Raw genomic sequence first — 22,211 nt, 5'->3', positions numbered from 1 at the left:
ACGAATTGATCGCCTGGTCCACCGATTGGCGGTGCCTACCGGTATTGCGGCTTATAAGCTCGCCTTGATCACAGCGTCGATGGCAGCTTCGACAAGGGATTGGTCTTCAAGCGAGGACTCGGCAATCGCGTCACCTGATTGGGACACTCGCGTTAGTTCGGAAGTAACTGCTTGCATCGCAGTGTCGACCGAATCATCGCTTGCGAATACGCGTTGTGGTGCTGGCACGCCCTCGGCGGTGGATTCACCGGCCCATACGTCGCCTTCGTCTAATGCGATCACAGTGGCGTCGGTTCGCGTACGGTTGTCACTTGTGCTTGGCACAAACAGGTCGGATTGGGAAACCGATTGCGCGGCGAGTGATTCGCCTTCGGCTTGTACTTCACCAAAGGAAACCGATTGAAGCGCCGCTGTTTGCTGCGAAACGGATTCGCCTTGTGGCGACTCGCCCTGCGCTGATGTGCTGCTCGTTGTCGTTTGGAACGCCACTTCGTCTGATTCGACACTCACGCGGTACAGTCGCATTTGACCGACTTGGCCACGGGATTGAACACGGCGGTCATTTGTCGTCGGCAATGATGCGTTAATCGATTCGGTGGAAGTCGCATTGGTCGTCGAATCGGTCACCGTACGGGTTCCATTGATTGACAGTGTCTCACCGTCGGAGTCGAGCGAAATCGTTGGTGTATCGATTGTGTCCGTTTGCGCGCTTGGTACCAATACCGAACTGGACGCACCCGGCTCTATCGCCACTAACAACGACTTTCGCGGAGTCGAGCCGAGCCAATCACGGATGGAAATAAATTCTGGCAACAGCGATCCGATCGACAAATCGACGGTCGAATCACCATCTTCAGGAAGGCTCGTCACACTCAATTGCATCGGTTCGACGGTGTTGGCAAAGAACGGAATCGATGGAAGTTCGACGGTATAGCTGCCTGGCAAAATGTTTTGGAACGATGGTTGGTCTTCTGCGAACGAGAGCGGCACTTCGACATCGGCGTTCAATGCGTCGGTACCACGAAGAACGATACCGTTGATTTGGGACGCTTTGACACCAAGCTGATCAAACGCCAAATAGATGTTGCGTTCGGAAAAGTCGGACACTTCGATGGTGATCGTTCCGCTGCTGGTTAAACTCGATCCATCATTCACTTGGTAGGTGAACGTATCGGTTCCTGTGAAGGTAGCGGACGATGGCGTGTAACGAATTGTGTTGGTGGCTGAATCGATCCGAACGGACCCACCCGCAGTCGGCGTTCCCAAGTTGGAAAACGTCAACGTTTCGGCCGAATCCACATTGTCAGGCAGATCGGTCAAGCTTAACGCAATCTTTTCTCCTCCGCCACGGTTCATATCGAACGTCGTATTGGTTACCGGCGGAGCGTCGTTGACGGCATTCACGGTAAACGTGACGGTTCCGACCGCCAAGCCGCCGCCTGTGTCACGGATCGTGTAGGTTACCGTTTCGGTACCGTTAAAGTTTGCTTTGGGGGTGTAGAAAAACTGAGTGCCATCGGTGCTGATGCGAACCGCTCCACCTTGGCTTGGGGTTTGAGCCGAATCGATCACAAAGGCTTCGTTGGATGTGTCGCGAGTATCATTGGCGAGAACGTCAAATGCGGCTTCGACAGCATCTTCGTTGATCGTGAATGCATCGCTCACCGCGGTTGGTGGCGGGTCGGCCGGCGCGACCGTGACTGTCACGGTGACTTCGTCCGTCGTTGATCCGTCGGAAACGGTATAGGTGAAGGTGTCGGTCCCGGTAAAGGAAGCGGGCGGCGTATAGATAATCGATTGGTTGTCCGCAGCAATGGTCATTGTTGCTCCGGCAGTCGACGTGCCAACGGCCGACACGGTCAATGACTCGCCCGTATCAGGCGTGAATGTGTCGTTGTCGAGGACCGTAAACGAGTTGTTGATTGATCCTTGGTCGACATTAAACGTATCGTCCACACCGGTGGGCGGATCGTTCACGGGCGTTACCGTGACCGTTACGGTCGCGGTTTCTTGAACGCCTTCGGTGTCACGCACTCGGTAGGTGAATTCAAAGTCGCCGTTAAAGTTCTGATCCACGAAGAATCGAACTTCGTTGCCTTCAAGATTCACCGAACCACCTTGGGTCGGCTGAGTGACCGAGACAATACTCAACGTTCCGGTACCGTTGATTACTGTGTCGTTGGCCAACACATCGACTAGCGTCACACCCGAATCTTCGGCGACCGTGATCGAGTCATTGGCAACCGTAAAGTTTTGACCGATTGCAAGTGTGACGGATCCGTAGGCGACCGTGTCCGCTGAGATTTGGTTATTGACGCCATACAGTAACACTTCGCTGCCGCTCAAATCGGCTGGTTCCGAGCGGATGTTGACCGAGCCGGCCGCCAGTGCTTCCATTTCGATCGTGGCGATCAAGACCTCTTCCAAATCACTTGGCGTTAGCCGGTCCGTTGCCGCGCCCAATTCATCAATCAAACCGTTCGAGAACGTTCCGTTCTGGACGGTTGGGAATCGATCTGAGAAGTTGATCGATGTCCCAGGGACGGGGCGAACAATGGTGCTATCGAACAAAATGTCGGCGAATGCCGCGAAGACACCGCGAAGGTCATCGCCGGTTCGATTGTCGACGCCCGACATGTTAAGCAGGAACTTTTGGCCCACTTGAAGCTTCGTGATCGCGTTGCCCTGCAAGTCGGTGATGGACAGTTTGACTTCGGCCAAAGGTTCGCCGGAGACCTTGATTGTAAAGCTCTCACTGCGTTCGTTGCCCGCTGCGTCGGTCAGCGTAATGTCGACGGTGTTGTCGCCGACTTGTGACGCTGTCGGGGTCCAGATGATTTGTCCGGTAGCCGAATTGATCGTCATGCCCGTGGGCTGCGTGGCGCCCAACGCATAAACCAAACCGTTGCCTTCTTCGTTGTTGATCAGGTCGGTCGTGAACGCGCGACCGACGTTCGCTTGTGTCGCTGCCGTGCTGGTTACCGAGGCGGGGCCGAGCGTATCGTAAGTGACGGTGATTGGCGTCGTTTGGGAACTGTTGTCGCTGCCAATCCGTTGGCGTGCAGTGACGTTGTACGTGCCGTCGCCGAGTGCTGCGATGTTGTTTGTCGAAATCGTGACGGTCGATCCGGTTGCCGCGCCAACCCCCAATACCGCGCCATTGGCTGTGTTGACTAATTCCACCGTGGCACCGGTGGTTACACCACTGACCAAAAATGACAATGTCGCAGCGCGAGTGATGTTATCAGTGTCACTGATGCCGGTGTCGCTGGTGCTGAGCAAATCAAGTCCGCTTGGCGCTGCCACGACATTGTCTTGGAAGGTGAAGTTGACAGTTTGGAAATCTTCTTGCTTGCCGGTACCACTGGTAATCGCACCGACGACTCCCGGTTGCGGGCTCACGCTTACGAGGACAGGAACGGTTCCCGTGAAGCCGGAATTTGGCGTCACGGTAACGAGGCCAGTCGTTGCGTTGACGGTTGCGGTAGCGCCTGTGCCTTGCGCCACAGCGGTGTAGACGACTGCATCTCCCTCGACATCCGTGCTCGAAAGTTGCAACGTTGCTGGTGTTCCGCTTTGCTCAGGGGCGGGCGTGGCGATGGGGTTCAAGAAAGGTTGACTGTTTGAGTTGTCGGCGACGACCGCGACCGTGATCGTTTCCGAAAACGTGTTGCCATCTTGGTCGGCAACGGTGAAGGTCACGTTGGTCGTGTCGGATGTGTTCCCCTTGGCCTTCAACATCACGACGCTGTTTTCGGTATCGGTGAACAAATCGACTGTGTTGATCGAAATCTCGGACGAGGGACGGCCTTGGGAGTCGACCGAATGTTCGCTGATCGCTTCTCGAACATCGTCTCCTTCGACCAATTGGCCGAACACGCTGTGATTGAAGTCGAGGTGCCGTTGAGAACCTTCGGTGATGAAGAACTGTGAATCGTTTGTGTCATCGCCGGCTTTCGCATAGGAAAGCACACCCGTTCCGGTGTGTTGCAAATCGGGATGAAAGTCGTCATCAAAGTCGCCTAGCGTTGAACCGCCCGATCCCGTTCCAGTGGGGTCGCCCGCCTGCAAGACGAAGTTGTCGAGCACGCGATGAAAAATAATTCCATCGTAGAAATTGGCTTCGGCTAATTCTGCCACGCGACCGGTAGCCACCGGGGCGCGATCTTCGAATAGTTCAAAGACCATATCGCCATAGCCGTTCATGTCGATCCGGATCGATCGATTGCCCTGCAGCACGACGGCTTCGAGTAATTCGGGATTGGCAACCGAAACCGTGACCGTCAAAGGTCCGCCGTCGGGATCAAATGCGTCGACCGGGATATGTAGCGGCGCGCCAATTTGGACCGTCTGGTTTCCGATCGGTTCAAAGATCGGGTTTTCACTTTGCGGAATCGGAACTTCACTACGCGCGCTCAACGTCGCTAGCGTCTGTACTCCTTCGAGCCGTGAACCATCGGGGAATTCCCAAGTCGGATAGCTCGTCACGCCTTCGTCAATCGCCAAACTGCTCGGTGTTCGGTCGGAATTGGTCACATCGACAAAGGGCAAATCGTCGGCACCGTCTTCGAAAAGCTCCTTCTGTTGGCTGCACGGTCCGCACCAATAGGCACCGTAAAAAATCGTGCCCGATTGAGTGAGGTCTTTCGCGAATTGGACCAAATCCGGTGCCGCTTCCCCTTCGGCCGTTTGCGCCGTCGTTGTGACCGACATCAGCGAGGATTGGCTTGCCGTAGTGCTGGCCGATGCTCCATCGGTGAACAGCATTTCGATGTCGCCAGCCATCAACTGACGAGGCTCAAGCGACTCCAGCAGTAGCCGGCCTCGTTTGGGAGATTCAGACACGGCGGTTCTAGATAAACCGATTCGATTGATCAAATCACGCAACACATTGCGACGACTGGTCGAGGAAGTCGCAGGAATGTCAGTGTCGGTCGAGCGGGTTTGGGAGTCGCGTCGCATTCGGGTATCTCAAGCGGGCGTGGGGAAAAACGTAGGAAAATTTGCTTCAAAGGAATAATCAGCCCAGTCAAAGCAGAGCCCCGTCGATCCAGAGCGCTGTCAAAGCAGGGGCCTGTCAATGGAAAAACGGGTTTGGCGGATAATCCGTCCATCTGCGTTCATTGGCTATTCCTATTGATTCGTCGGCTATCCTTAACCGTTACGACGAAAAAAAACGGCATAACCCGCAAGCTTTACCAAACGGCACCGCGGCGACCAAATTGCGCCGCGGAAAAAGGAGTCGACAAGGGCCGTTAGCAAAAATCCGTAAAACTCGCGGACTTTGTAACTAGGACGTGAAGAACGTCCGTTTTGTTCCCAATTATAGATAGCTTGGATCGATCTGGAACGATTCCAACCAAAAAGGACTCTGAAGAGTTGCCTTACGCTCGGCAAAAGTGCGCTAATCCGCTCAGCCGTTGCGAATGGCGGCCGAGCGTGAAATCCCAAAACCGCCACCGCCACTCGATGGCGGTAGACGTTGTTCGCTTTTACATTCTAAATAGTCGAGCGGCGTCGACGAATGCAAACCCCACCACTAACGAGCACCATGAAAGTGGCAAAGGTGGATGGTTCCGGAACGGCTGTTACCGTGATGTAGTTCAGGTCACGCAAAAAGGCGACGTCAAGCTCGGTCAGATACTTTCGAGTTCCATCGGTAATAGATGGGTCCATGACGGCTTCCTGCATTGTTCCGTCGGCAATCGTCAAACTCATCGTTCCGTCAGTAATATGAGCACCTCCGACGTCGATCAAACCGATTCCGGTGCCGTTGTTGATCAAGTTCGCTTCGGTGCCGAGCCACGCGGTTCCGCTAGTAAGATCGTTCCAAGTCGCCGATCCGCCGAATCCAATCGCATGAAGCGTTTCATGAAGAGCCACCGTGTAAAAGTCGCTCGTTCCAGACGCGACGGGGGTAGTGTGATCAAAGTGCCAAGAGGTGTCCACGCTGTCGAACCACAAATTGCCCACTGTAGGTCCAAAGTCAAATGAATAGCTGGCCGAGCCTAAGGAACCCGAAGCAGTGTTCATGGTTGGTCCGCCACCACGACTGTGTTGTTCATTGGACATCGCATTGTTGACCGCTGCCTGGAGGGACGCAGCACTCGTTGAGCTACTAGAAGCACCGAACCCAACTCCGCCTGGTCCACCTTGTCCCAAGGTTGGCGGGGCCAAGTTTCGAGCACCAACAAAAATCTTGATCTCTCCCGCACCAAGCGTTGTATCGTTAATGGTTTGCATCGTGCCAGCGGAGGGATGTGTATAGCTGTAACCAAAGTCGAAATTTGCAAAACTGCTCCCATCTACACCTGAAGTCACATCATTGGTAATCGCCCCGATATTGACAAAGTCGATCACTGCGTTGATATCGCTAACGGCTGCTTCAAGAGCCGCTTTGGCGGTGGTGTTTGAGGTAAAGAAGCCGCCATCATTCGAATAATCGATTACGACCTCCGCTTGAGATTGGGAAGTTTGGCCAAGCCAGATAAGTGACGCCAACGCAGCAATAAACAACTGTTTCATCAGAAACGCTCAGGGGAAAGTGAAGAGTAGGGGTGAAGAATACAGACAAAGAAAGTTTAATGGTCGCCAGGCCGCCCTCATGCCAGCTTTGCCTTAGCCTACACGTCTGGCAGCGTCGTTGCAAACTTCCCAAGCACCAGAAACCCCCGTGATGCGCAAGAAATTACAAAATTTCTAAGAAATTCCCTCCCTCAGTGGTCTCAATCGTTTGGTCAATCGAAGTTGGCGGTAGGTGAGGGCCTGTCCCAGCGTAACATCGTTAGGACGGGTTGAGCCGAAGGCGGTTCCAAGACAAAGACGAAAATGCTCTCGATAAACGTCTTGCATCGCCTTGGTAAGTGGCAACTGAGAAAGTGCTAAATGGCTGACGTGCTTTTCGGGCGTCTTGAAGTGAGCTTGACCGTAAGAAGGATTGAGCCAACAGCCGAAGTCGGCGGGCGTCTTTTCGGTCGAAAGAAGCAGCCTTAGTACCCCCACAAGGGCTCGAACAATCATCAGAAACATGGGGGAATTCGCAATCGTCCGGCGTCGGTCCCCCACTGGTTCCCCCATCGGTGACCGTCACCCCGGAATTGATCGAGTTGATGGAGGCGTGGGAATCGATGGATGAGCATGGGCGGGATGATCTGCTGGCCGTGGCGAGAGGTATCACCGCGCGGTAGGGCTGCGAATCGCACAACCACGAACGCGCTCGTGGGGGCGTGGTCGACACCATGCCCGCATGCCCGCTTGGTGATGCTTCCACGAAATTGGGAGATCGAGTAGGTACTACTTTTTCCCAAGCGGTTTGGCTATTCCGAGTGGGAAAGTCACAAAATGTAGTATTGACGCACACGAACGGAGGGGGGGGCGTGAGAATGTGGGGGCGGGGTCGACACCATGACCGCATGCCCGTTTGGTTTTCTATCCACATAATTGAGGATTTGGTATCCCCTCTCCCATTGCGGGTCTTCCCGGGAGCCGGTGGCTTTTCGAACCCCGGTACACACTTGGTCAAAAACTGGCAGAATAGTATCCGTGGGCTAGTCACCCACAATTCTAGCACTGCCGGCTGACCCCGGCGGTATCGAGGGTAGGTCACTGATCCTGACCGCACGATTCACCCGGCCGTTGGCGTAACCTTTCCGCCGCGGCCGCTGGATCGGCCCGCTACGCTGAAAGGATTATCCCAATGCCAGATGACGATTGTGATGCATGTGAATCCATACTGCTAAGTTCGTCTGGTTCACATGAAAAGACTGAGATCATTTTGCGAGCCTGGAAATGTTACAAGCGCCGAACCAGTTTGGTTCGTCAAGAGCAAACGTTTGAAGGTGCGGTTAGTGCGTCGGATGCAATTGACTGGGCCAACAGATTGGGGGTTGCTGATTGTGACATTCCCATTGAGCTCAAATTCTTAAGCATGTTTGATCTGCCTCAAATGATTCGGTCGAGCGATTCCAAAACCACGTATCGTTTTGATGGTGTTGGATGGCGGTTGCGAGGGCATGGATGCGGCACAAGTTTCGATCCAACTTATCGAGTGGATCAATGGGTTTTTTCACACGGTAGTTCATGGATCATGATCGTGAGTGAACGGATTTTTGGGGGAGGCAATAGCGGTACTGATTTTAAGAAATTGAGCTGCGGGCAAGCGGCTAACTGGTTTGCCGAGCGAGGTGAAGTCCCATGTGAGCTTGTTGGGTTTTGCACGATACCAACGATCACTCCGGAATTGCTTGACACTGGTTCCGATGAACAGATTTGTGACACTGACTTACTGGCCCGTGAATTGCAATTCCTTTGTCAATCAACCGACGTAAACCGAAGTGATGTCTTTGAACGATTGCGCCAGATGACCGCAATAGACGAAACACCTGTAACACTTGAACATGATGCAAGCGATTCAAATGCTACCGAGTTTTTTCGTTACAAGTTGATTCTTGCCACGGGGTATACTGAGATTGTACAGATTGAAGTGAATGATCTTTCGTTTGATCCCAGTGACGGCTTCTACATTGAAGTCGTGAGCGGATTGTCGGATTCTACTTTGGCGCGTATATCCCGATGCCTTGATTACTGGTTGAATGACAAAGGCGATCAACGTCATGGCGATCGAGTTCCTCACTCCAATGAAACAATATCACCTGTGCAGGATCCGGTTGTTGAGTCGATCGATCAATCGGCGTTGCCTGATGATTTATACCCTGATGAGTTGCTGATGATTTGGGGCGGGAAACGATACGAACGATTAACGAAGTCTATCGTTAAAGTGCTGCGTGTATTTGTCGATCAATATCGTGCCGGTTTTCCCATCGTTACACTAAAAAAGTTGCGGGATAACGAAATTCATTTTGACGGATCATTTAGGCAACAAGCCTTCAAACTTAACCGAAAAGCAGGACCTAAAATCCACCCGGTTGCTGAATTGATCGAGTCCGTGGCTGATGGCGGAGGATCCTACCGACTAAAAGATCCCGGTTAGTTCCCGAATAGTTCCCGATCCGTTCCCGAGATTGTTCCCCTATCGGCTACGGATACTTCATCACGTTGCTGGCTGACGTTGGCTGGCTTTCTTAATCCGTGATGGAGTTTCTAACATGTCTAAGGACGTGCAAAAAGAATCACCCGAGCTATTGCCACTGAGACGCATGGCGAGCCGATTGGGTGTACCGGCTGCGTGGTTACGTGATCGTGCTGAGGCAGGGGAGGTACCGGCGCTGCGAGCGGGATCCCGATGGTTGTTTCGCCCTGATGTCGTCGTGCCCGTGGTTGCGGCAATGGCGGCCCCTGAGTCGAAAGGGGGTGCCGTATGAGTAAGGCGTCTATTGAGTATCACTATGCATCGGATCGGTGGTTTTTAAGTCGGATCGAAAACGAAAAATTCTATGACTTTGCTTGCGTCGATGGTGACCCCAACGAACTGATTGGAAGGGAGCTGTGCGGATCCTGGCCTAATGGGACAAGCAATTCCCAAATAGCTGACGGGCTGTATTCCGATTTGGTTACTAGCAAGCGGCAAACGGTTGTGGTTCGTGGCTTGCGGTATCGAGTCTGTTCGTTTGCGGCGTTTCATTGCGGCTACGATATGATCCGGTTCGCCCTTGCCCCGGTGCAGTCGATTGCGAAAGGGGGTGCCAAATGAGTAGAAACGAACAACAACGGTTGCTTCATTCGTTATGCGAGTGTTGGCAAGAAATGTCGAATGATGAGCAATCTGATTTGCTGAGTCATGCGAGATGGCTAGCGTATCATTCTAAATTCAGAGGCGGCCCTTTCGATGGGTTACGTGTTGATGATCGGTTCCGAGATAGCTCGTCGGTCTGCATTCAATTTGACCAAAAGCGGGTTGCGGTTTACGAGCTAGATGACAATTCCGGTTCACTAATCTTTCGTTGCATTCAGACTTTCGGTGGAGAGGGTGGATGCTGGCCCGATGTTCGGTTGGCCGATCTGCGAGAGATGGGTGTGAATGATGTAGATGGTGCCCGTGAGTTTGGGGATCGAGTCCTAAACATTGGGCGTCATCACTTTGCCGTGGATGATGCGGTTGGGGCATATTGGTTTGTCGGCGAAAACCTGTTTTCCGGGTGGATGCATGAGGGTGCTATTGCCTGGCGGCAATCCGCCAACGTGTTGTTCGGTTTCAGTCCAAGAGCAAGCAGCGATGCCGATCATTTTGAGGCGGCGTGTCGCTGTTTATGCGAAGGAGGGCCAAACAATGCTAACCCCTGTTGAGATTGATCTGCTGGCGGATGCGTTGGCTAATCGAGTTGCAGAACGTCTAAGTGGTTCGTTTGATCCCGAGTCGCTGATCGATGTGCATGGCGCGGCCGATCTGCTTGGTTGCTCGGTGCCAACGGTTGAGCGTTTAACACGTAGTGGGGAATTGCCCTCGGTGAAAGTGGGGCGATTGCGACGATACCATCGTGGCGAGTTGCTCAAACGAGTGAGCAAGAAAGGGGGTGCCGATCATGGCGAGTAACCGACACCCCAAAGCTAGTTTGCATCCTAATTCTACCATCGATTTTGATGCGATTCCAACGCTATTGACTGAGCGTGACCAGTGGGTTCTATGGCGCGAAGTTGAACGAGATGGCCGGCCGACAAAGATACCCTATCAATGCGATGGCATTACGGAGGCCAAGAGTGATGATCGATCTACGTGGGCGTCATTTGATGATGTTCGTGCGGCCTATGATCCTAATCGGCATAGTGGTGTGGGGTTCGTTTTCGCCGATGACGATCCGTTCTTTGGAGTTGATCTGGATTCATGCATTTTGCCTGATGATGAACTGGTGCCGTGGGCCAATGAGGTGGTGAACTGTTTGAGCACGTACGCTGAGGTTAGCCCCAGTGGAGTTGGCCTCAAACTGATCGGCATTGGGGATCTGCCCACTGAGAAAACTGGCCGGACGTTCCGCAAAGGATTAACTCCTGCGGTCGAGGGCAAGACACCCGAGATTGCGATGTGGAGGTGCAAGCGGTATTTCACCATCACCGGCAACGTATGGGGAAGCACGCGGATTTATCAATGCCCCGGTGTTGCTGCTCTATGGGATCGATTGTTTGCACCGAGCAAACCGAAACCAAATGCGACCAACGGAAAAGTGCAAGCCAATGCATCTAATGACCAATTGCGTTTAGCCGTGGCGGCGATGTGCCGCATGGATATGACAGATGGCAATGATGGATCCCGGCGTCTGTATGCGGCGGCGTGCCGTTGCGTTGGGTGGAATCTGAGCGATCAAGAGGCGCTGCAGGCAATTCGTAGTTATGCATCGATTCAACCGTTCCCAAAGAACTGGCCCGATGGCGAGATTATGCAAAGGGTTCGTGATGCATCCGCTGATGTAGATCGTGGTGGAGAGTTGCGTGAGCGTGAGCAATGGTTGGCAAGTCGAGGTAACAAAATTGCCGGACAACAATTGCCCCCTAGCGCCGATGATCCCTGGTCGGATCCCGAGCCAATCGAACGGCCCGTGGTACCCCCGTTCCCGGTCGAGGTGTTGCCTGAGCCCTTGCGATCTTGGGTCGCTGCGACGGCGGAGGCAACCCAAGTGCCTGCGGATTTGCCGGGGCTGTTGGCATTGGCGGTTTGTGCCGGCGCTGTGGCGCGTCGAGTCGAAGTGGTGGCCGGTCGAAAATGGCGTGAGCCGATTAATCTCTATGTTGCTTGTCTGCTGGATCCTGGCAATCGCAAGTCGGCTGTATTTGCATCTGCAATGCGTCCACTGCGAGCGATCGAGCATGAGTTGATCGAGTCGGCTGGGCCAGATGTTGCTCGGTTGGCTGCGGATCGGCGGATGCGTGAGGCGGAGTTGAAAGAGTTGGAACGGAAAGGTGCTAAGGGATGCGGTGAGAGTCGTGAGGGTGCTTGTGAGTTGGCTGCTGAGTTGGCGGTCGAGCCCGTGGCGTCGATGCCTAAGCTACTTGTGGATGATGCCACTGCGGAGGCGATCGAGATGCATCTGGCGTCCCAGTGTGGTCGTCTGGTTGTGGCCGGATGCGAGGGTGGGTTGTTCGATGTGATGGCCGGTCGTTATTCGTCGGGAATGGGCAACCTCGATTGTTTCCTTAAAGGTCATGCCGGTGATGATTTGCGGGTTGATCGAGTCGAGCGCGGTTCGTTGAATGTTCCCCGGTGCTGCTTGACGCTGGCCTATGCCGTTCAGCCCGAGGTAATTCGAGGGCTGGCTGGTCGTCCGTCTTTCCGTGGCCGTGGTCTAATCGGTCGTTTTCTTTACTCGGTGCCTGAGACGACACTGGGCCGGCGGAGGATCAATCCCGAGCCGGTATCTGAGATAATCGATGCGAGGTACGAAACCATCGTGAGGCGGTTGGCTAGGGTGCCTGATCGTGATGATGGATTGCCTGAGTTGATGAATCTAACCACAAGTGCATCACGGCATTTTGAGGCATGGCAACATGAGGTCGAGGGCTGGCTGGCTGAGGGTGGTCGATTGTTTGAGCTTCGTGATTGGGGTGGCAAACTATGCGGATTGACGGCGCGTTTGGCGGCGGTGATGCATCTGGTGAGCGTCGATGATCTGGAGCCCTGGACGGTTCCCATCGATGAGCCTGCAATCGTAGCGGCGATCGAGATAGGACGTTGGGCAGTGCCCCATGCCGAGGCGGTGATCGGGCTGATGACCGGATCCACTGGGCCGGCGGATGATGCTGTTTACGTTTTGCGCTGGATCCGTGAAAGCGGTTTGCGAGAGTTTTCCCGGCGTGATGCCCATGTCCATGGCCGTGCTCGATTCGACGGTGAGCCTAATCGATTGGATGACGCCCTGGAGTTACTGGTCGATCGTGGTTGGATTCGGCCCGTGACTGAGGATAGTTCTATTCGTCGTGGGCGTCCTGCGAGCCCTCGGTTTTCGGTGCATCCTGAAATCGAGAATGCAGCAACCCGTTCACACAATACACAAAAGTCGGTCGAAGCTGGCCCCGAGAGTATTTCTGTGAATTGTGTGCATGGTTCCTTGCAATCGGAAAAACGGATGCGAGGGGTGCTGTGATGGCTGCGGAATTGTTGGCGGAGCTTCGATCCCGTGGCGTGCTCCTGTCAATCGATGTGGATGGCCGGTTGGCGTTTGACGCGCCGGCCGGTGCCCTTGGTGATGATCTGATACAGCGGATGCGTGCCCAACGTGATGAGCTGATGATCCTGGTCGAGCGATTCGAGGAAAGGGCTGCGATTGTCGAGCATGATGGGGGCCTGAGTCGTGATGAGTCTGAGGCGGTGGCATGGGAAGCGATTGCCACCCCTCGGTTCGTGTCACCGATGATTGGCTATATATGCCCGTGGTGCCGATCGGGTTCCCATCTGATCGAGCATGATGGGGGCCTGCGCTGTGGCCATTGCGATCGTGAGGCGTGGCGGTTCGATGATGATGGTGCGATCGTGCGTTGCGATTGGATCGAGCGGATTGAGGTGGATGTTGGGTTGATTGTGTCGCAACCCATTCCCGAGGTGAAAGTGGTTGCGAGGATCGACGCTGGCGAGCAATTGCAGCCAAACTTGATTACTTAGTCGTGGGATGCGGATCGTGCGTTAGGCGATGGCTGAGCGATCGAGTTTGCATCGTGATTACTGAGGCGGTATTGTGATGGGTGCCACGGCTAGGCTTAGCGGCTGAAAACCGGCACCCATACCGGCCGTCGTGGCGTTTCTTTTTTTATGGGTTTCAACCAATGGGAGTTGATTTAATGGCGAGCGTTACAAAACGAACCAAAGACGGCCGGAACGGTTGGCGGATCCGGTTTTATCTTCACAAACGGCGGCGCGAGTTGTATTTGGCCGGCGTATCCAAGAAAGTGGCGACTGCGGTGGGGCGTCACTGCGATGAGTTGGCAGGAGCCAAGGGGGCGAACACTCGAGCGGCGTCTGAGTCGATAGCGTGGGCCAATGGCACTGATGGGGCCATACGAGAGAATCTGGTTGAGTGGGGGTTGGCCGATCCGATCAATCCAAAGCTGATGAGCGAAGAGGGACGATACCTCGGTGCGTTTCTGCGATCGTACATTGTGGGTCGGACCGATTTAGCGCCACGAACGATTGATAACTACAAGCAAGTGATACGGCTGCTAATCGAGTTCTTTGGTGATCTTCACCCACTGCGATCCATCACCCCGGCCGATGCCGATCGATGGCGGCGCTGGTTGCTTGCGAGAGTCGTCAAGGAAAAGACCGAGACGACACCCGCGAAAACGATGGCGATTGCAACCGTTTCAAAACACTCCAAGCGTGCCAAGACTTTGTTTGCGGAGGCTGTGCGTGATCGGTTATTGGCGGAAAGTCCCTTTTCCGGTGTGAAAGGCGGATGCGAGAGCAATCCTGAGCGTCAATGCTATATCGATTCGGGGGTGGCTGAGCGAGTTCTGAAGGCGTGTCCCGATGCGGATTGGCGAGTGATCTTTGCGCTGGCTCGGTTCGGTGGGATGAGATGCCCGAGTGAAGTCCTTAATTTGAAGTGGACTGATATTGATTGGGCGGAAGGTCGGATACGGATCGATTCAATCAAAACGGGTCTGCGATTCTGCCCGTTGTTTCCTGAACTGGGAAAGGTGCTCGGTGAGGCCCAGTATGTTGCGCCGGATGGCGCGGTGTATTGCGTGGGTCGATACCACGGTGCGGATGCGAATCTACGAACACAATTCAACCGGATTCTGGAGAATGCCGGCGTGGTGCCGTGGCCTAAGTTGTTTGTGAACTTGCGATCGAGTCGGCGAACGGAGTTACAAGAGAAGTTTCCGAGCCATGTGATTGATTCGTGGCTCGGTCATTCCACCAAGATTGCCGAACGACACTATTTGCAAGTGACCGATGAGCATTGGTCCCGAGCTGTCGATTCTCGGTCCCCCACTGGTTCCCCCATCGGTGACGGAACGGCAACCATTAGCAACCATCAGCGCAACAAAAAACCCCGAGAAAAGTCGGGGTTTGATGGTTCGCAATGGTCTGCGAAGGGCAGAATAGTACCCCCACAAGGGCTCGAACCTTGGACACACGGATTAAGAGTCCGTTGCTCTACCAACTGAGCTATAGGGGCGGGTGTCGAGAGAAGCTTCGCTTTCCCTTGATCGACTCGGGGATTTTAGCAACTTCTAGGTTGCTCGCAATGTCAGGTGAGCGGAAAAAATCGTCTGCGTGGGGAAACGGTTTGGATGTTAGTGAATATAGCCTTGAGGGGATAAACGCACCAATTTCGTCCCTTCGTGTTTCCAAAGACCTGTGCGGCTGATCATCTTGCCAATTTGAGTGATCTCACAGGGCAACGGCATCTCCAAAACCTTGTCGGCGTCGGCTTGATTCATCGTCAAAATCAATTCGAAATCTTCGCCGTCGCTCCAGGCATGTTCGAACGGCGTCCTGCCGGTTTTCTCTGATAGAACAATGGCGTCATCGTGAATCGGGATTGTGGCAATGTTCAATTCGATTCCCACGCCGCTGGCCGCACACAACCGATCAAGATCTAACGACAACCCGTCACTAATGTCGATCGCACCGTGAACGTTGACCGAATCACGCAGGATTTGTGCCAATTCGACTCGCGGGTTTGGTCGCAAATGTCGCCCCAAGATACTGCCGCCGACTGCACCCGTGACTAGGACGGCATCGCCTAGTTCCGCGCTGCGGCGAAGCCATGCGGCATTCGGTGGAACGTGCCCTAAAAGTGTGACCGTGATTGCCAACGGTCCTTCGTAGGTCGAGATATCGCCGCCTGCGATTGCGACTTGGAATTCTTCGGCGGCCTGCAAAATCCCCTCGTAGACTTCGCCCGCGATGCGCGTTGCGTTGGTTTTCGGCAGCGACAGCGTAACAAGCGCTGACGTTGGAACGGCTCCCATCGCAGCGATGTCACTCAAGTTGATCGCCATCGATTTGTAACCGACATCGGCCAGCGAATGATCGGGCGCGAGCTGTTGGGAACGAAAATCGGTCCCGTCAATGATTTGGTCAGTGCAAGCGATCAGTTGACCCGTGGGCGGCTCGATAACCGCCGCATCATCCCCAATTCCCACGGAAACTTGTGGCAACGAACGGCAGCGACCGCGAAGGTAAGCAAGAAAGGATTGTTCCATAATGTAAAAACCACGATGTAAAAACCATGATGTGAAAATAGGTGCTCTAAAATGAGCAGCGGCCAGATCTCGTCAGTGTCGTAAAAACGCCCAGCGAAACAGGGAAACCAGAAAACAAATTACCAGGGAAATTCAGAAAGGGATCGTATCGTTTTATTTCGTCTTGGCCATCCGGTACAATACAGTCCGATCAATTCAGATCTTTCTTCCCTCATCATCTTGCGAGGCGTTTATGTCGTCCACTCTTTCCAATACGACCCCGGAAATCCGCGTTACTGAAACCGACTGTTTTATCGACGGCAAATGGGTTCCTGCGATCAGTGGCAAGACGTTCGCCACGATCAATCCCGCGACGGAAGAGGAGATTACGCAAGTGGCCGAGGGTGACGCCGCTGACGTTGACGCCGCCGCCAAAGCGGCGCGCGATGCATTTGAAGATGGCGACTGGGCAAAAATGGATGCTCGGGATCGCGGCAGGTTGCTATACAAGTTAGCCGATCGAATTGAACATGACATCGACGAATTGGCCGCGCTAGAAACACTCGACAACGGCAAACCGATTAGCGAGAGCCGGCATGGTGACTTGCCATTGGTGATTGATTGTCTTCGCTACTATGCCGGTTTCGCGGACAAGATTCACGGCAGCACCGTGCCGATCCGTGGCAACTATTTGTGCTACACTCGCCGCGAACCGATCGGCGTGGCAGGACAAATTATTCCATGGAATTTCCCGATGTTGATGACCGCGTGGAAATGGTCTCCTGCACTTGCCGCAGGGTGTACGATTGTGATGAAGCCGGCTGAGCAAACGCCGTTGACCTGCCTGCGAATGGCTCGGCTGGCGCAAGAGGTCGGCTTTCCCGATGGCGTGATCAATGTTGTCCCTGGCTACGGACCAACGGCCGGTGCCGCGTGCGTCAAGCATCCTCTGATCGACAAGATCGCGTTTACCGGCGAACACCGTACCGCGCAAATCATCACCCGTGATTCAGCCGATACGCTCAAGCGTTTGACGTTCGAACTTGGTGGCAAGAGCCCCAATGTGATCTTTGCCGACGCTGATTTGGATGCCGCTGCAATGGGAGCGTATGTGGGATTGTTCCTCAACCAGGGACAATGTTGTTGTGCCGGCAGCCGCGTGTTTGTCGAAAGCAGCGTCCACGACGAATTTTTGGAAAAACTCGAAAAGTTGACGCGGAATCGAAAGGTAGGTAATCCCTTTGACCCGAACACAAACCAAGGTCCCCAAGTCGACAAGGCTCAGTTCGACAAGATCATGTCGTACGTGGAGAAAGGGCAAAACGAGGGCGCTAATTGCGTCTTCGGTGGCAATCGAGTTGGCGACAAAGGCTTCTTCATCGAGCCAACCGTGTTCGATAACGTCAAAGACGACATGTCGATCGCAACCGATGAAATCTTTGGTCCTGTGCTAAGCGTGCTGACTTTTGATGACAAAGAAGACATGATCCGGCGTGCGAATAACACCTTCTACGGCTTAGCGGCTGCCGTTTGGACCCGTGATATTTCGGTTGCTCATGAATTCGCTCGTCGCGTTCGCGCCGGGACAATTTGGGTGAATTGCTACGACGTCTTCGACGCTGCCGCCCCGTTCGGCGGTTTCAAAATGAGTGGCTACGGCCGCGAACTTGGCGAAGAAGGTTTGCGAGCGTATACGGAAAACAAGACGGTAACCGTGGCGCTGTAACGGCCCACGCCCGTTCTCGTCCCTCCTAGCGATGTTTTCCGCCACTTTCCTCTTCGTCGCCACTGCGGTGGCGACGGTGCAGGTACAACTTGATCGGCACTTCGCCATACGGCAGGTGGTCGCGCAGAACATTGATGAGATACCGTTTGTAATCGTTCGTAAACGCTTTCGGTTCGGTACACATCAGCACAATTGTCGGTGGCTCCGTAGCGACTTGTGTCGCATAGAATATCTTCGGCCGACGATTCTGGTACATCGCCGGCGGGTGTGCATCAATCGCGGCACGGATCACTCGATTCAATACGCCTGTCGACACACGTTCTCGAGCTTGTTTGTACAGCATTGTCGCATGGTTCAATAACGTCTTGACGTTTTTGCCGGTTTGACCGGTGATGAACGCGATCGGTGAGTAGGCGAGTGTCGGAAATTGGGCGCGGATGTAATGGACCCAACGATCGGTGGGGACTTTGCCGTGGTATTGATCCCACTTGTTGATGACAAAAATGCAAGGTTTGTGATTTTCCATCACATAGCCCATCAATTGTTTGTCGACTTTGCTGACGGTCTCCGCGGCGTCAAAGAACACCAATACGACGTCGGCGCGGCGGACTGAACGTTGCGCGCGGTGCATGCCGTAATATTCTAGGTCGGTTCGTTGACTTTTTCGTTTGCGAAGTCCCGGTGTATCGATCGCCATGAACTTTTGGTCGTCCATTTCAAACAATACGTCAACACTGTCGCGAGTCGTTCCAGGGACCTCGCTCACAATCATCCGGTCGTCTTCGCTCAGCGAATTCACAAACGTACTCTTGCCGACATTTCTTCGGCCGACAATGGCGATCTTCATCTCCGGCGCATCGGTATCTTCGTCATCGGTTTGCTCGGGCAAACGATCAACGATCAATTCAATCAATTCGTCGCGGTTGCGATTTTGGGTGGTACTGACACAAACCAATCGCCCGCGACCGAGTCGTTGAAAATCGTCGGCCAGCGCATCTTGATGACCTTGATCCGATTTGTTGGCGACCAAAATCACGGGCCGCTCAATCGTACGCAGTCGCTCGGAAACCTCTTCGTCGAGCGGCATCACACCAGCTTGGACATCAACCACCAACACAATCACGTCAGCAACACTGAGGGCCATTTCAATTTGGTGACGAACGTCCGCGGTCAAATTATCGGCATCTTCGACCCCCATACCGCCGGTATCGATCAGTTCGAAGAAACGATCGCCCGCTTCAATCAGGGTGGTCATGCGATCACGCGTGACGCCTTCGTAATCGTCGACAATGGCCAAACGACGCCGCGCGATCCAATTAAACAGACTGCTCTTGCCCACATTGGGGCGACCAACAATAGCGACGCGAGGGACCGGCATTTCAGTGAACTTAATGAACAAAGGGCGGAAACACTGAATCCTATTCGCATGACGCCGAAACAAATAGCCCTCGTAGACGGTCTCGCCTTCGATTTCGGGGCCCCAGTGGAAGCGGAAGGCGTCGAGACTTTCGGTATCTTTGCAGCAAAGGCCGAAACGGAATTCCCGTTTCACACGCTTCGAGTAGGCCGGATTGTGAGATTGAATCGGGGAATTTGGAACGGGAAAAAGCGCGGCTCTTTGGCAAATGCTTCCCAGTGTTTCGGTTGTCCGTTAGAATTCTCCCCGTGAGCGAATCCAAACAAACGACCGTGCATGCTGATCGGCTTGATCGTGATGCTATATTGTTGCAGGCAGCAGCGATCGCTAGCCATTTGCAGCGTAGCGGTGTGCAGTTCTTGCCGAAATCGAATCCAGAAACCGTCGCAGAAATGGTAAGTCAATTTGCGATTGCGACTCCCGATACGCTGCCCGATTCGCCAAAAGGCGGCTCACCGAAAGCCGGTTCACCTGAACAAGCGACGGGAGAACCGGTTGCTGGATCCACAGTCAACCGCCCAAATGCCTCTGCGCGATCCAGAGCCTCCACACGTCACACTGCCTCGGCAACTGTGAAACCGTCGCATTCGTTACTCGCCGATGCCGCGAAACCTTATCCTGGACCTTCCCTTTCGGTGCCCGATCGCCAAGCGATACTGGATCTCTTGGCTGCCGAAGTAGAAGCTTGTACCAAGTGTCCACAGTTGGTTCGATGTCGAACGAATACCGTTTTTGGCGAAGGCAATCCGGCTGCACGAGTCGTGTTTTTCGGTGAAGGCCCCGGCGCGGACGAGGATAAAACCGGTCGGCCGTTTGTGGGGAAAGCTGGCCAATTACTCACAAAAATGATCGAAGCTTGCACGTTTCGGCGAGAGGACATTTACATCCTCAATACGGTGAAATGCCGCCCACCGGGTAACCGGAACCCCGACCCCGAAGAAATCGTCAATTGCCGCGATTTTTTTGAAAAACAATTGGAGACGATTCGTCCGGAATACATCGTTTGCCTCGGAGCGGTCAGTAGCCAAGCGTTACTCGATTCGAAATTGTCGGTCGGTCGGCTGCGCGGGAAATTTCACGCCTATTTTGGGTCAAAAGTCGTCGTTACCTATCATCCGGCCTATCTGCTTCGAAACCCGGCCGCGAAAAAGGCGGCATGGGACGACCTGCAAATGATGCTCCGTGACGCGGGCATTCAACCGAAACGGTAAATGCTAGCAATAAGGGTGCTTATTTTTCCCCTTGACCGGAATGGGCTGACGGTGACAATTGCGTTCAACACACGGGTGAGCAGCAAGATGTTGTTCACGCCGACGGTAAAGGAATTGCCGTGAAGTGGTCAGAGGACCACAAAAAATCGAATCGCAAACAAATCGCCAATGTGCAGGGAAGCCATCATGCGTCATGCCGTACCCGCGTCCGCGAACCACTACGCCCACGCTTTCTCCGGTTCCAAATTTGCTAACGCTGCGGCAACCCCAGCTCCCGAAGTTGAAACCCATTCGCTTTGCAAGTTAATTCCACACGCCAAGTTTTTTTCTGGCACAGACGTTTGTTTTGACTCGATTGCCTCGGACGTCAAATCGGCAATGCCAGGTCAATTGGTTGTCTATCGCATCGGCCAAGACGACCCCACCGAATTGATCGCCGATGCGATGGCTCGCGGCGCATCGGGTATCCTTACCGAACAAATTCTGCCCTGTCCGCTACCTCAATGCGTTGTTGGCGATGTCAACGTAGCGATGGCCGATGTGCAATCGCAGTTGCTTGATCGCCCCGATCGCAAACTGCTCACGGTCGGTGTCTTTGGGTCGGCTGGCAAAACGACGACTTCGCTACTGGTGTCCCATTTACTTCGTGCGATCGGTCTTCGCACTTCCTACCAAACGGATTTGGGTGCGAGTGACGGGATCGTCCAAGCGAGTCCTGCGGAGGGTGTAGCTACCGCCGCACCGTTGGTCACGTGGCTTAGCGAAGCATGCGACGCGGGAGCGAAGTCGGCGGTGATCGAATTGTCCGAGGAAGCTGCCAAGAGCGGACACTATGATTCGATTGAGTTCGACCTTTTGCTCGTGACTGGATCGACGGTGCCGGACGACGATTTTGGCCCATCGGGATTAGAAAGCGTGCTAGATCGTGTCACTTCGGCGGGTGTGGTGATTGCTTCGGCCGATCAGCCTCGCGTCGTACGCACGGTTCAGGATCATGGTTGCCGAATGCTGACTTATGGTGTTCGAGCCGCGGCGGACATTAGCGCGAAATTGATCGATCAAGAGTGTGGTATGTCGACGTTAATGATGACGCACGAGACGGTCACAGCCGCAATGGAGACACCCCTTTGCGGCGCTGCGATGGCGTCCAACATCGCAGCTGCAGCGACGGTCGGATTGTTGTTAAATCAACCACTTCAAGAAGTCGTTGAGCATCTTGGTCAACTGCGAAGCGTGCCGGGACGAATGCAAGTTTTGTCTTCGTTTGATCAAGCCGATGTGATTGTCGATGCCGCGCGTACGCCGGAGCAGGTAGCATCCACTTTGCGTTCGGCTCGCGCGATGAAACAACCGGGCGGTCGTTTGTGGTGCATCATGGCGATCGACCCTGCTAACGATCCTACTCACTTGGCAATTTTGGGTGGCCACGCCGAACGCTTTGCCAACATGCCGATTGTCACCTGCGTCACACAAGCGAAGGATCACTTCTTGCAAGCGTCTCACGCGGTGCTCGATGGCGTCAAAAAATGTGCTCTGATGCGTTTGGTTGCCGATCAAAAACGAGCGATCGAGTGGGCGTTGGCGGAATCGTCGTCGCAAGACACGATTGTAATCGTTGGCGGTATTCCATCGCGAAACGCACAACAGCAGCGGTCGCAGATTGACGAATTAACGGTTTGGGTTGAGTCGGCACGAGAGAAGGCCGAAAAAAACAAGCCTCGTCAATCGGCTGCATGCGAAAATGAGCCTAAAATTTTGTCGATTTTCGGAGATTGAATTTGGG

15 protein-coding genes, 1 tRNA gene and 1 pseudogene are annotated in these 22,211 nt (G+C 54.0%); 11 read left to right on the top strand and 6 right to left on the bottom strand.

The genetic code is table 11. The features are described 5' to 3' along the window. Positions 1-51 precede the first annotated feature (51 nt). The 3 genes from CA13_RS02295 to CA13_RS02285 all read right to left on the bottom strand — a co-directional run bounded on the left by CA13_RS02295 (position 52) and on the right by CA13_RS02285 (position 7,020). Positions 52-4,962 carry a tandem-95 repeat protein gene (locus CA13_RS02295; protein ID WP_146394411.1) on the bottom strand — a complete coding sequence of 1,637 codons (4,911 nt, stop codon included), beginning with the start codon at positions 4,960-4,962 and terminating at the stop codon, positions 52-54. A gap of 537 nt (positions 4,963-5,499) precedes the next feature. Continuing rightward, a complete protein-coding gene (locus CA13_RS02290) occupies positions 5,500-6,525 on the bottom strand; it encodes a PEP-CTERM sorting domain-containing protein (RefSeq protein ID WP_146394410.1) in 1,026 nt (341 codons plus the stop codon). Positions 6,526-6,699: 174 nt separating this feature from the next. After that, entirely contained in the window at positions 6,700-7,020 is a 321-nt protein-coding gene (locus CA13_RS02285) for a hypothetical protein (RefSeq protein ID WP_146394409.1), read from the bottom strand. A gap of 676 nt (positions 7,021-7,696) precedes the next feature. On the opposite strand from CA13_RS02285, the gene CA13_RS02280 reads away from it, so the two are divergent. From CA13_RS02280 to CA13_RS02245, 8 genes and pseudogenes are all read left to right on the top strand, one after another. Then, entirely contained in the window at positions 7,697-8,989 is a 1,293-nt protein-coding gene (locus CA13_RS02280) for a hypothetical protein (RefSeq protein ID WP_146394408.1), read from the top strand. 115 nt (positions 8,990-9,104) lie between these two features. Next, a complete protein-coding gene (locus CA13_RS02275; protein WP_146394407.1) occupies positions 9,105-9,320 on the top strand; it encodes a hypothetical protein in 216 nt (71 codons plus the stop codon). Continuing rightward, complete coding sequence (locus CA13_RS02270; RefSeq protein WP_146394406.1) at positions 9,317-9,649, top strand: hypothetical protein; 333 nt, start codon at positions 9,317-9,319, stop codon at positions 9,647-9,649. Before CA13_RS02275 ends, CA13_RS02270 begins: the two co-directional genes overlap by 4 nt. Beyond that, positions 9,646-10,242, top strand: a complete 597-nt coding sequence (locus CA13_RS02265) for a hypothetical protein (RefSeq protein ID WP_146394405.1) — start codon at positions 9,646-9,648, stop codon at positions 10,240-10,242. Before CA13_RS02270 ends, CA13_RS02265 begins: the two co-directional genes overlap by 4 nt. Continuing rightward, positions 10,226-10,489 carry a helix-turn-helix domain-containing protein gene (locus CA13_RS02260; protein WP_146394404.1) on the top strand — a complete coding sequence of 88 codons (264 nt, stop codon included), beginning with the start codon at positions 10,226-10,228 and terminating at the stop codon, positions 10,487-10,489. The genes CA13_RS02265 and CA13_RS02260 overlap by 17 nt, the downstream gene beginning before the upstream one ends. Beyond that, the gene (locus CA13_RS02255; protein WP_146394403.1) at positions 10,479-13,028 is read left to right on the top strand and encodes a DUF3987 domain-containing protein; all 2,550 of its coding nucleotides are present in this window, start codon (positions 10,479-10,481) and stop codon (positions 13,026-13,028) included. The genes CA13_RS02260 and CA13_RS02255 overlap by 11 nt, the downstream gene beginning before the upstream one ends. Further along, positions 13,028-13,543 carry a TubC N-terminal docking domain-related protein gene (locus CA13_RS02250; RefSeq protein ID WP_146394401.1) on the top strand — a complete coding sequence of 172 codons (516 nt, stop codon included), beginning with the start codon at positions 13,028-13,030 and terminating at the stop codon, positions 13,541-13,543. The genes CA13_RS02255 and CA13_RS02250 overlap by 1 nt, the downstream gene beginning before the upstream one ends. A 161-nt stretch (positions 13,544-13,704) precedes the next feature. After that, positions 13,705-14,832 (top strand): annotated as a pseudogene (locus CA13_RS02245) (tyrosine-type recombinase/integrase); the annotation flags it as partial. 157 nt (positions 14,833-14,989) lie between these two features. Here CA13_RS02245 and CA13_RS02240 read toward each other — a convergent pair. Next, positions 14,990-15,062: transfer RNA gene (locus CA13_RS02240), tRNA-Lys, on the bottom strand. 118 nt (positions 15,063-15,180) lie between these two features. Next, positions 15,181-16,095 (bottom strand): thiamine-phosphate kinase, encoded by a 915-nt coding sequence (locus CA13_RS02235; protein WP_146394400.1) that lies wholly within the window; start codon positions 16,093-16,095, stop codon positions 15,181-15,183. A 232-nt stretch (positions 16,096-16,327) separates the two neighbouring features. Between CA13_RS02235 and CA13_RS02230 the strand changes: the two genes are divergently transcribed. Further along, the gene (locus CA13_RS02230) at positions 16,328-17,800 is read left to right on the top strand and encodes an aldehyde dehydrogenase family protein (RefSeq protein ID WP_146394398.1); all 1,473 of its coding nucleotides are present in this window, start codon (positions 16,328-16,330) and stop codon (positions 17,798-17,800) included. A gap of 25 nt (positions 17,801-17,825) precedes the next feature. Here the strand turns inward: CA13_RS02230 and der are convergent, their stop codons facing one another. Further along, positions 17,826-19,178: a ribosome biogenesis GTPase Der gene (der, locus tag CA13_RS02225; RefSeq protein WP_146394395.1), complete on the bottom strand. Its 1,353-nt coding sequence runs from the start codon at positions 19,176-19,178 to the stop codon at positions 17,826-17,828. Between the two features lie 287 nt (positions 19,179-19,465). Here der and CA13_RS02220 point away from each other — a divergent pair, with 287 nt between their 5' ends. Next, positions 19,466-20,428 (top strand): uracil-DNA glycosylase, encoded by a 963-nt coding sequence (locus tag CA13_RS02220; RefSeq protein WP_419193841.1) that lies wholly within the window; start codon positions 19,466-19,468, stop codon positions 20,426-20,428. A gap of 186 nt (positions 20,429-20,614) precedes the next feature. Continuing rightward, positions 20,615-22,204, top strand: coding sequence for a Mur ligase family protein (locus tag CA13_RS02215; protein ID WP_419193840.1), 1,590 nt, complete (start codon positions 20,615-20,617; stop codon positions 22,202-22,204). Positions 22,205-22,211 lie beyond the last annotated feature (7 nt).

Origin of the sequence: Novipirellula herctigrandis, from assembly GCA_007859835.1 — a bacterium.
GTDB lineage: Bacteria > Planctomycetota > Planctomycetia > Pirellulales > Pirellulaceae > Novipirellula_A > Novipirellula_A herctigrandis.
The sequence above is the reverse complement of the archived record's forward strand: the minus strand, read 5'-3'. Positions and strand labels throughout refer to the sequence as shown.

What these genes read in the sequence shown, in the direction of transcription:
- CA13_RS02295 (WP_146394411.1), bottom strand. Translation starts at nt 4,962, where the DNA reads ATGCGACGCGACTCCCAAACCCGCTCGACCGACACTGACATTCCTGCG.
- CA13_RS02290 (WP_146394410.1), bottom strand. Translation starts at nt 6,525, where the DNA reads ATGAAACAGTTGTTTATTGCTGCGTTGGCGTCACTTATCTGGCTTGGC.
- CA13_RS02285 (WP_146394409.1), bottom strand. Translation starts at nt 7,020, where the DNA reads ATGATTGTTCGAGCCCTTGTGGGGGTACTAAGGCTGCTTCTTTCGACC.
- CA13_RS02280 (WP_146394408.1), top strand. Translation starts at nt 7,697, where the DNA reads ATGCCAGATGACGATTGTGATGCATGTGAATCCATACTGCTAAGTTCG.
- CA13_RS02275 (WP_146394407.1), top strand. Translation starts at nt 9,105, where the DNA reads ATGTCTAAGGACGTGCAAAAAGAATCACCCGAGCTATTGCCACTGAGA.
- CA13_RS02270 (WP_146394406.1), top strand. Translation starts at nt 9,317, where the DNA reads ATGAGTAAGGCGTCTATTGAGTATCACTATGCATCGGATCGGTGGTTT.
- CA13_RS02265 (WP_146394405.1), top strand. Translation starts at nt 9,646, where the DNA reads ATGAGTAGAAACGAACAACAACGGTTGCTTCATTCGTTATGCGAGTGT.
- CA13_RS02260 (WP_146394404.1), top strand. Translation starts at nt 10,226, where the DNA reads ATGCTAACCCCTGTTGAGATTGATCTGCTGGCGGATGCGTTGGCTAAT.
- CA13_RS02255 (WP_146394403.1), top strand. Translation starts at nt 10,479, where the DNA reads ATGGCGAGTAACCGACACCCCAAAGCTAGTTTGCATCCTAATTCTACC.
- CA13_RS02250 (WP_146394401.1), top strand. Translation starts at nt 13,028, where the DNA reads ATGGCTGCGGAATTGTTGGCGGAGCTTCGATCCCGTGGCGTGCTCCTG.
- CA13_RS02235 (WP_146394400.1), bottom strand. Translation starts at nt 16,095, where the DNA reads ATGGAACAATCCTTTCTTGCTTACCTTCGCGGTCGCTGCCGTTCGTTG.
- CA13_RS02230 (WP_146394398.1), top strand. Translation starts at nt 16,328, where the DNA reads ATGTCGTCCACTCTTTCCAATACGACCCCGGAAATCCGCGTTACTGAA.
- der (WP_146394395.1), bottom strand. Translation starts at nt 19,178, where the DNA reads ATGCCGGTCCCTCGCGTCGCTATTGTTGGTCGCCCCAATGTGGGCAAG.
- CA13_RS02215 (WP_419193840.1), top strand. Translation starts at nt 20,615, where the DNA reads ATGCGTCATGCCGTACCCGCGTCCGCGAACCACTACGCCCACGCTTTC.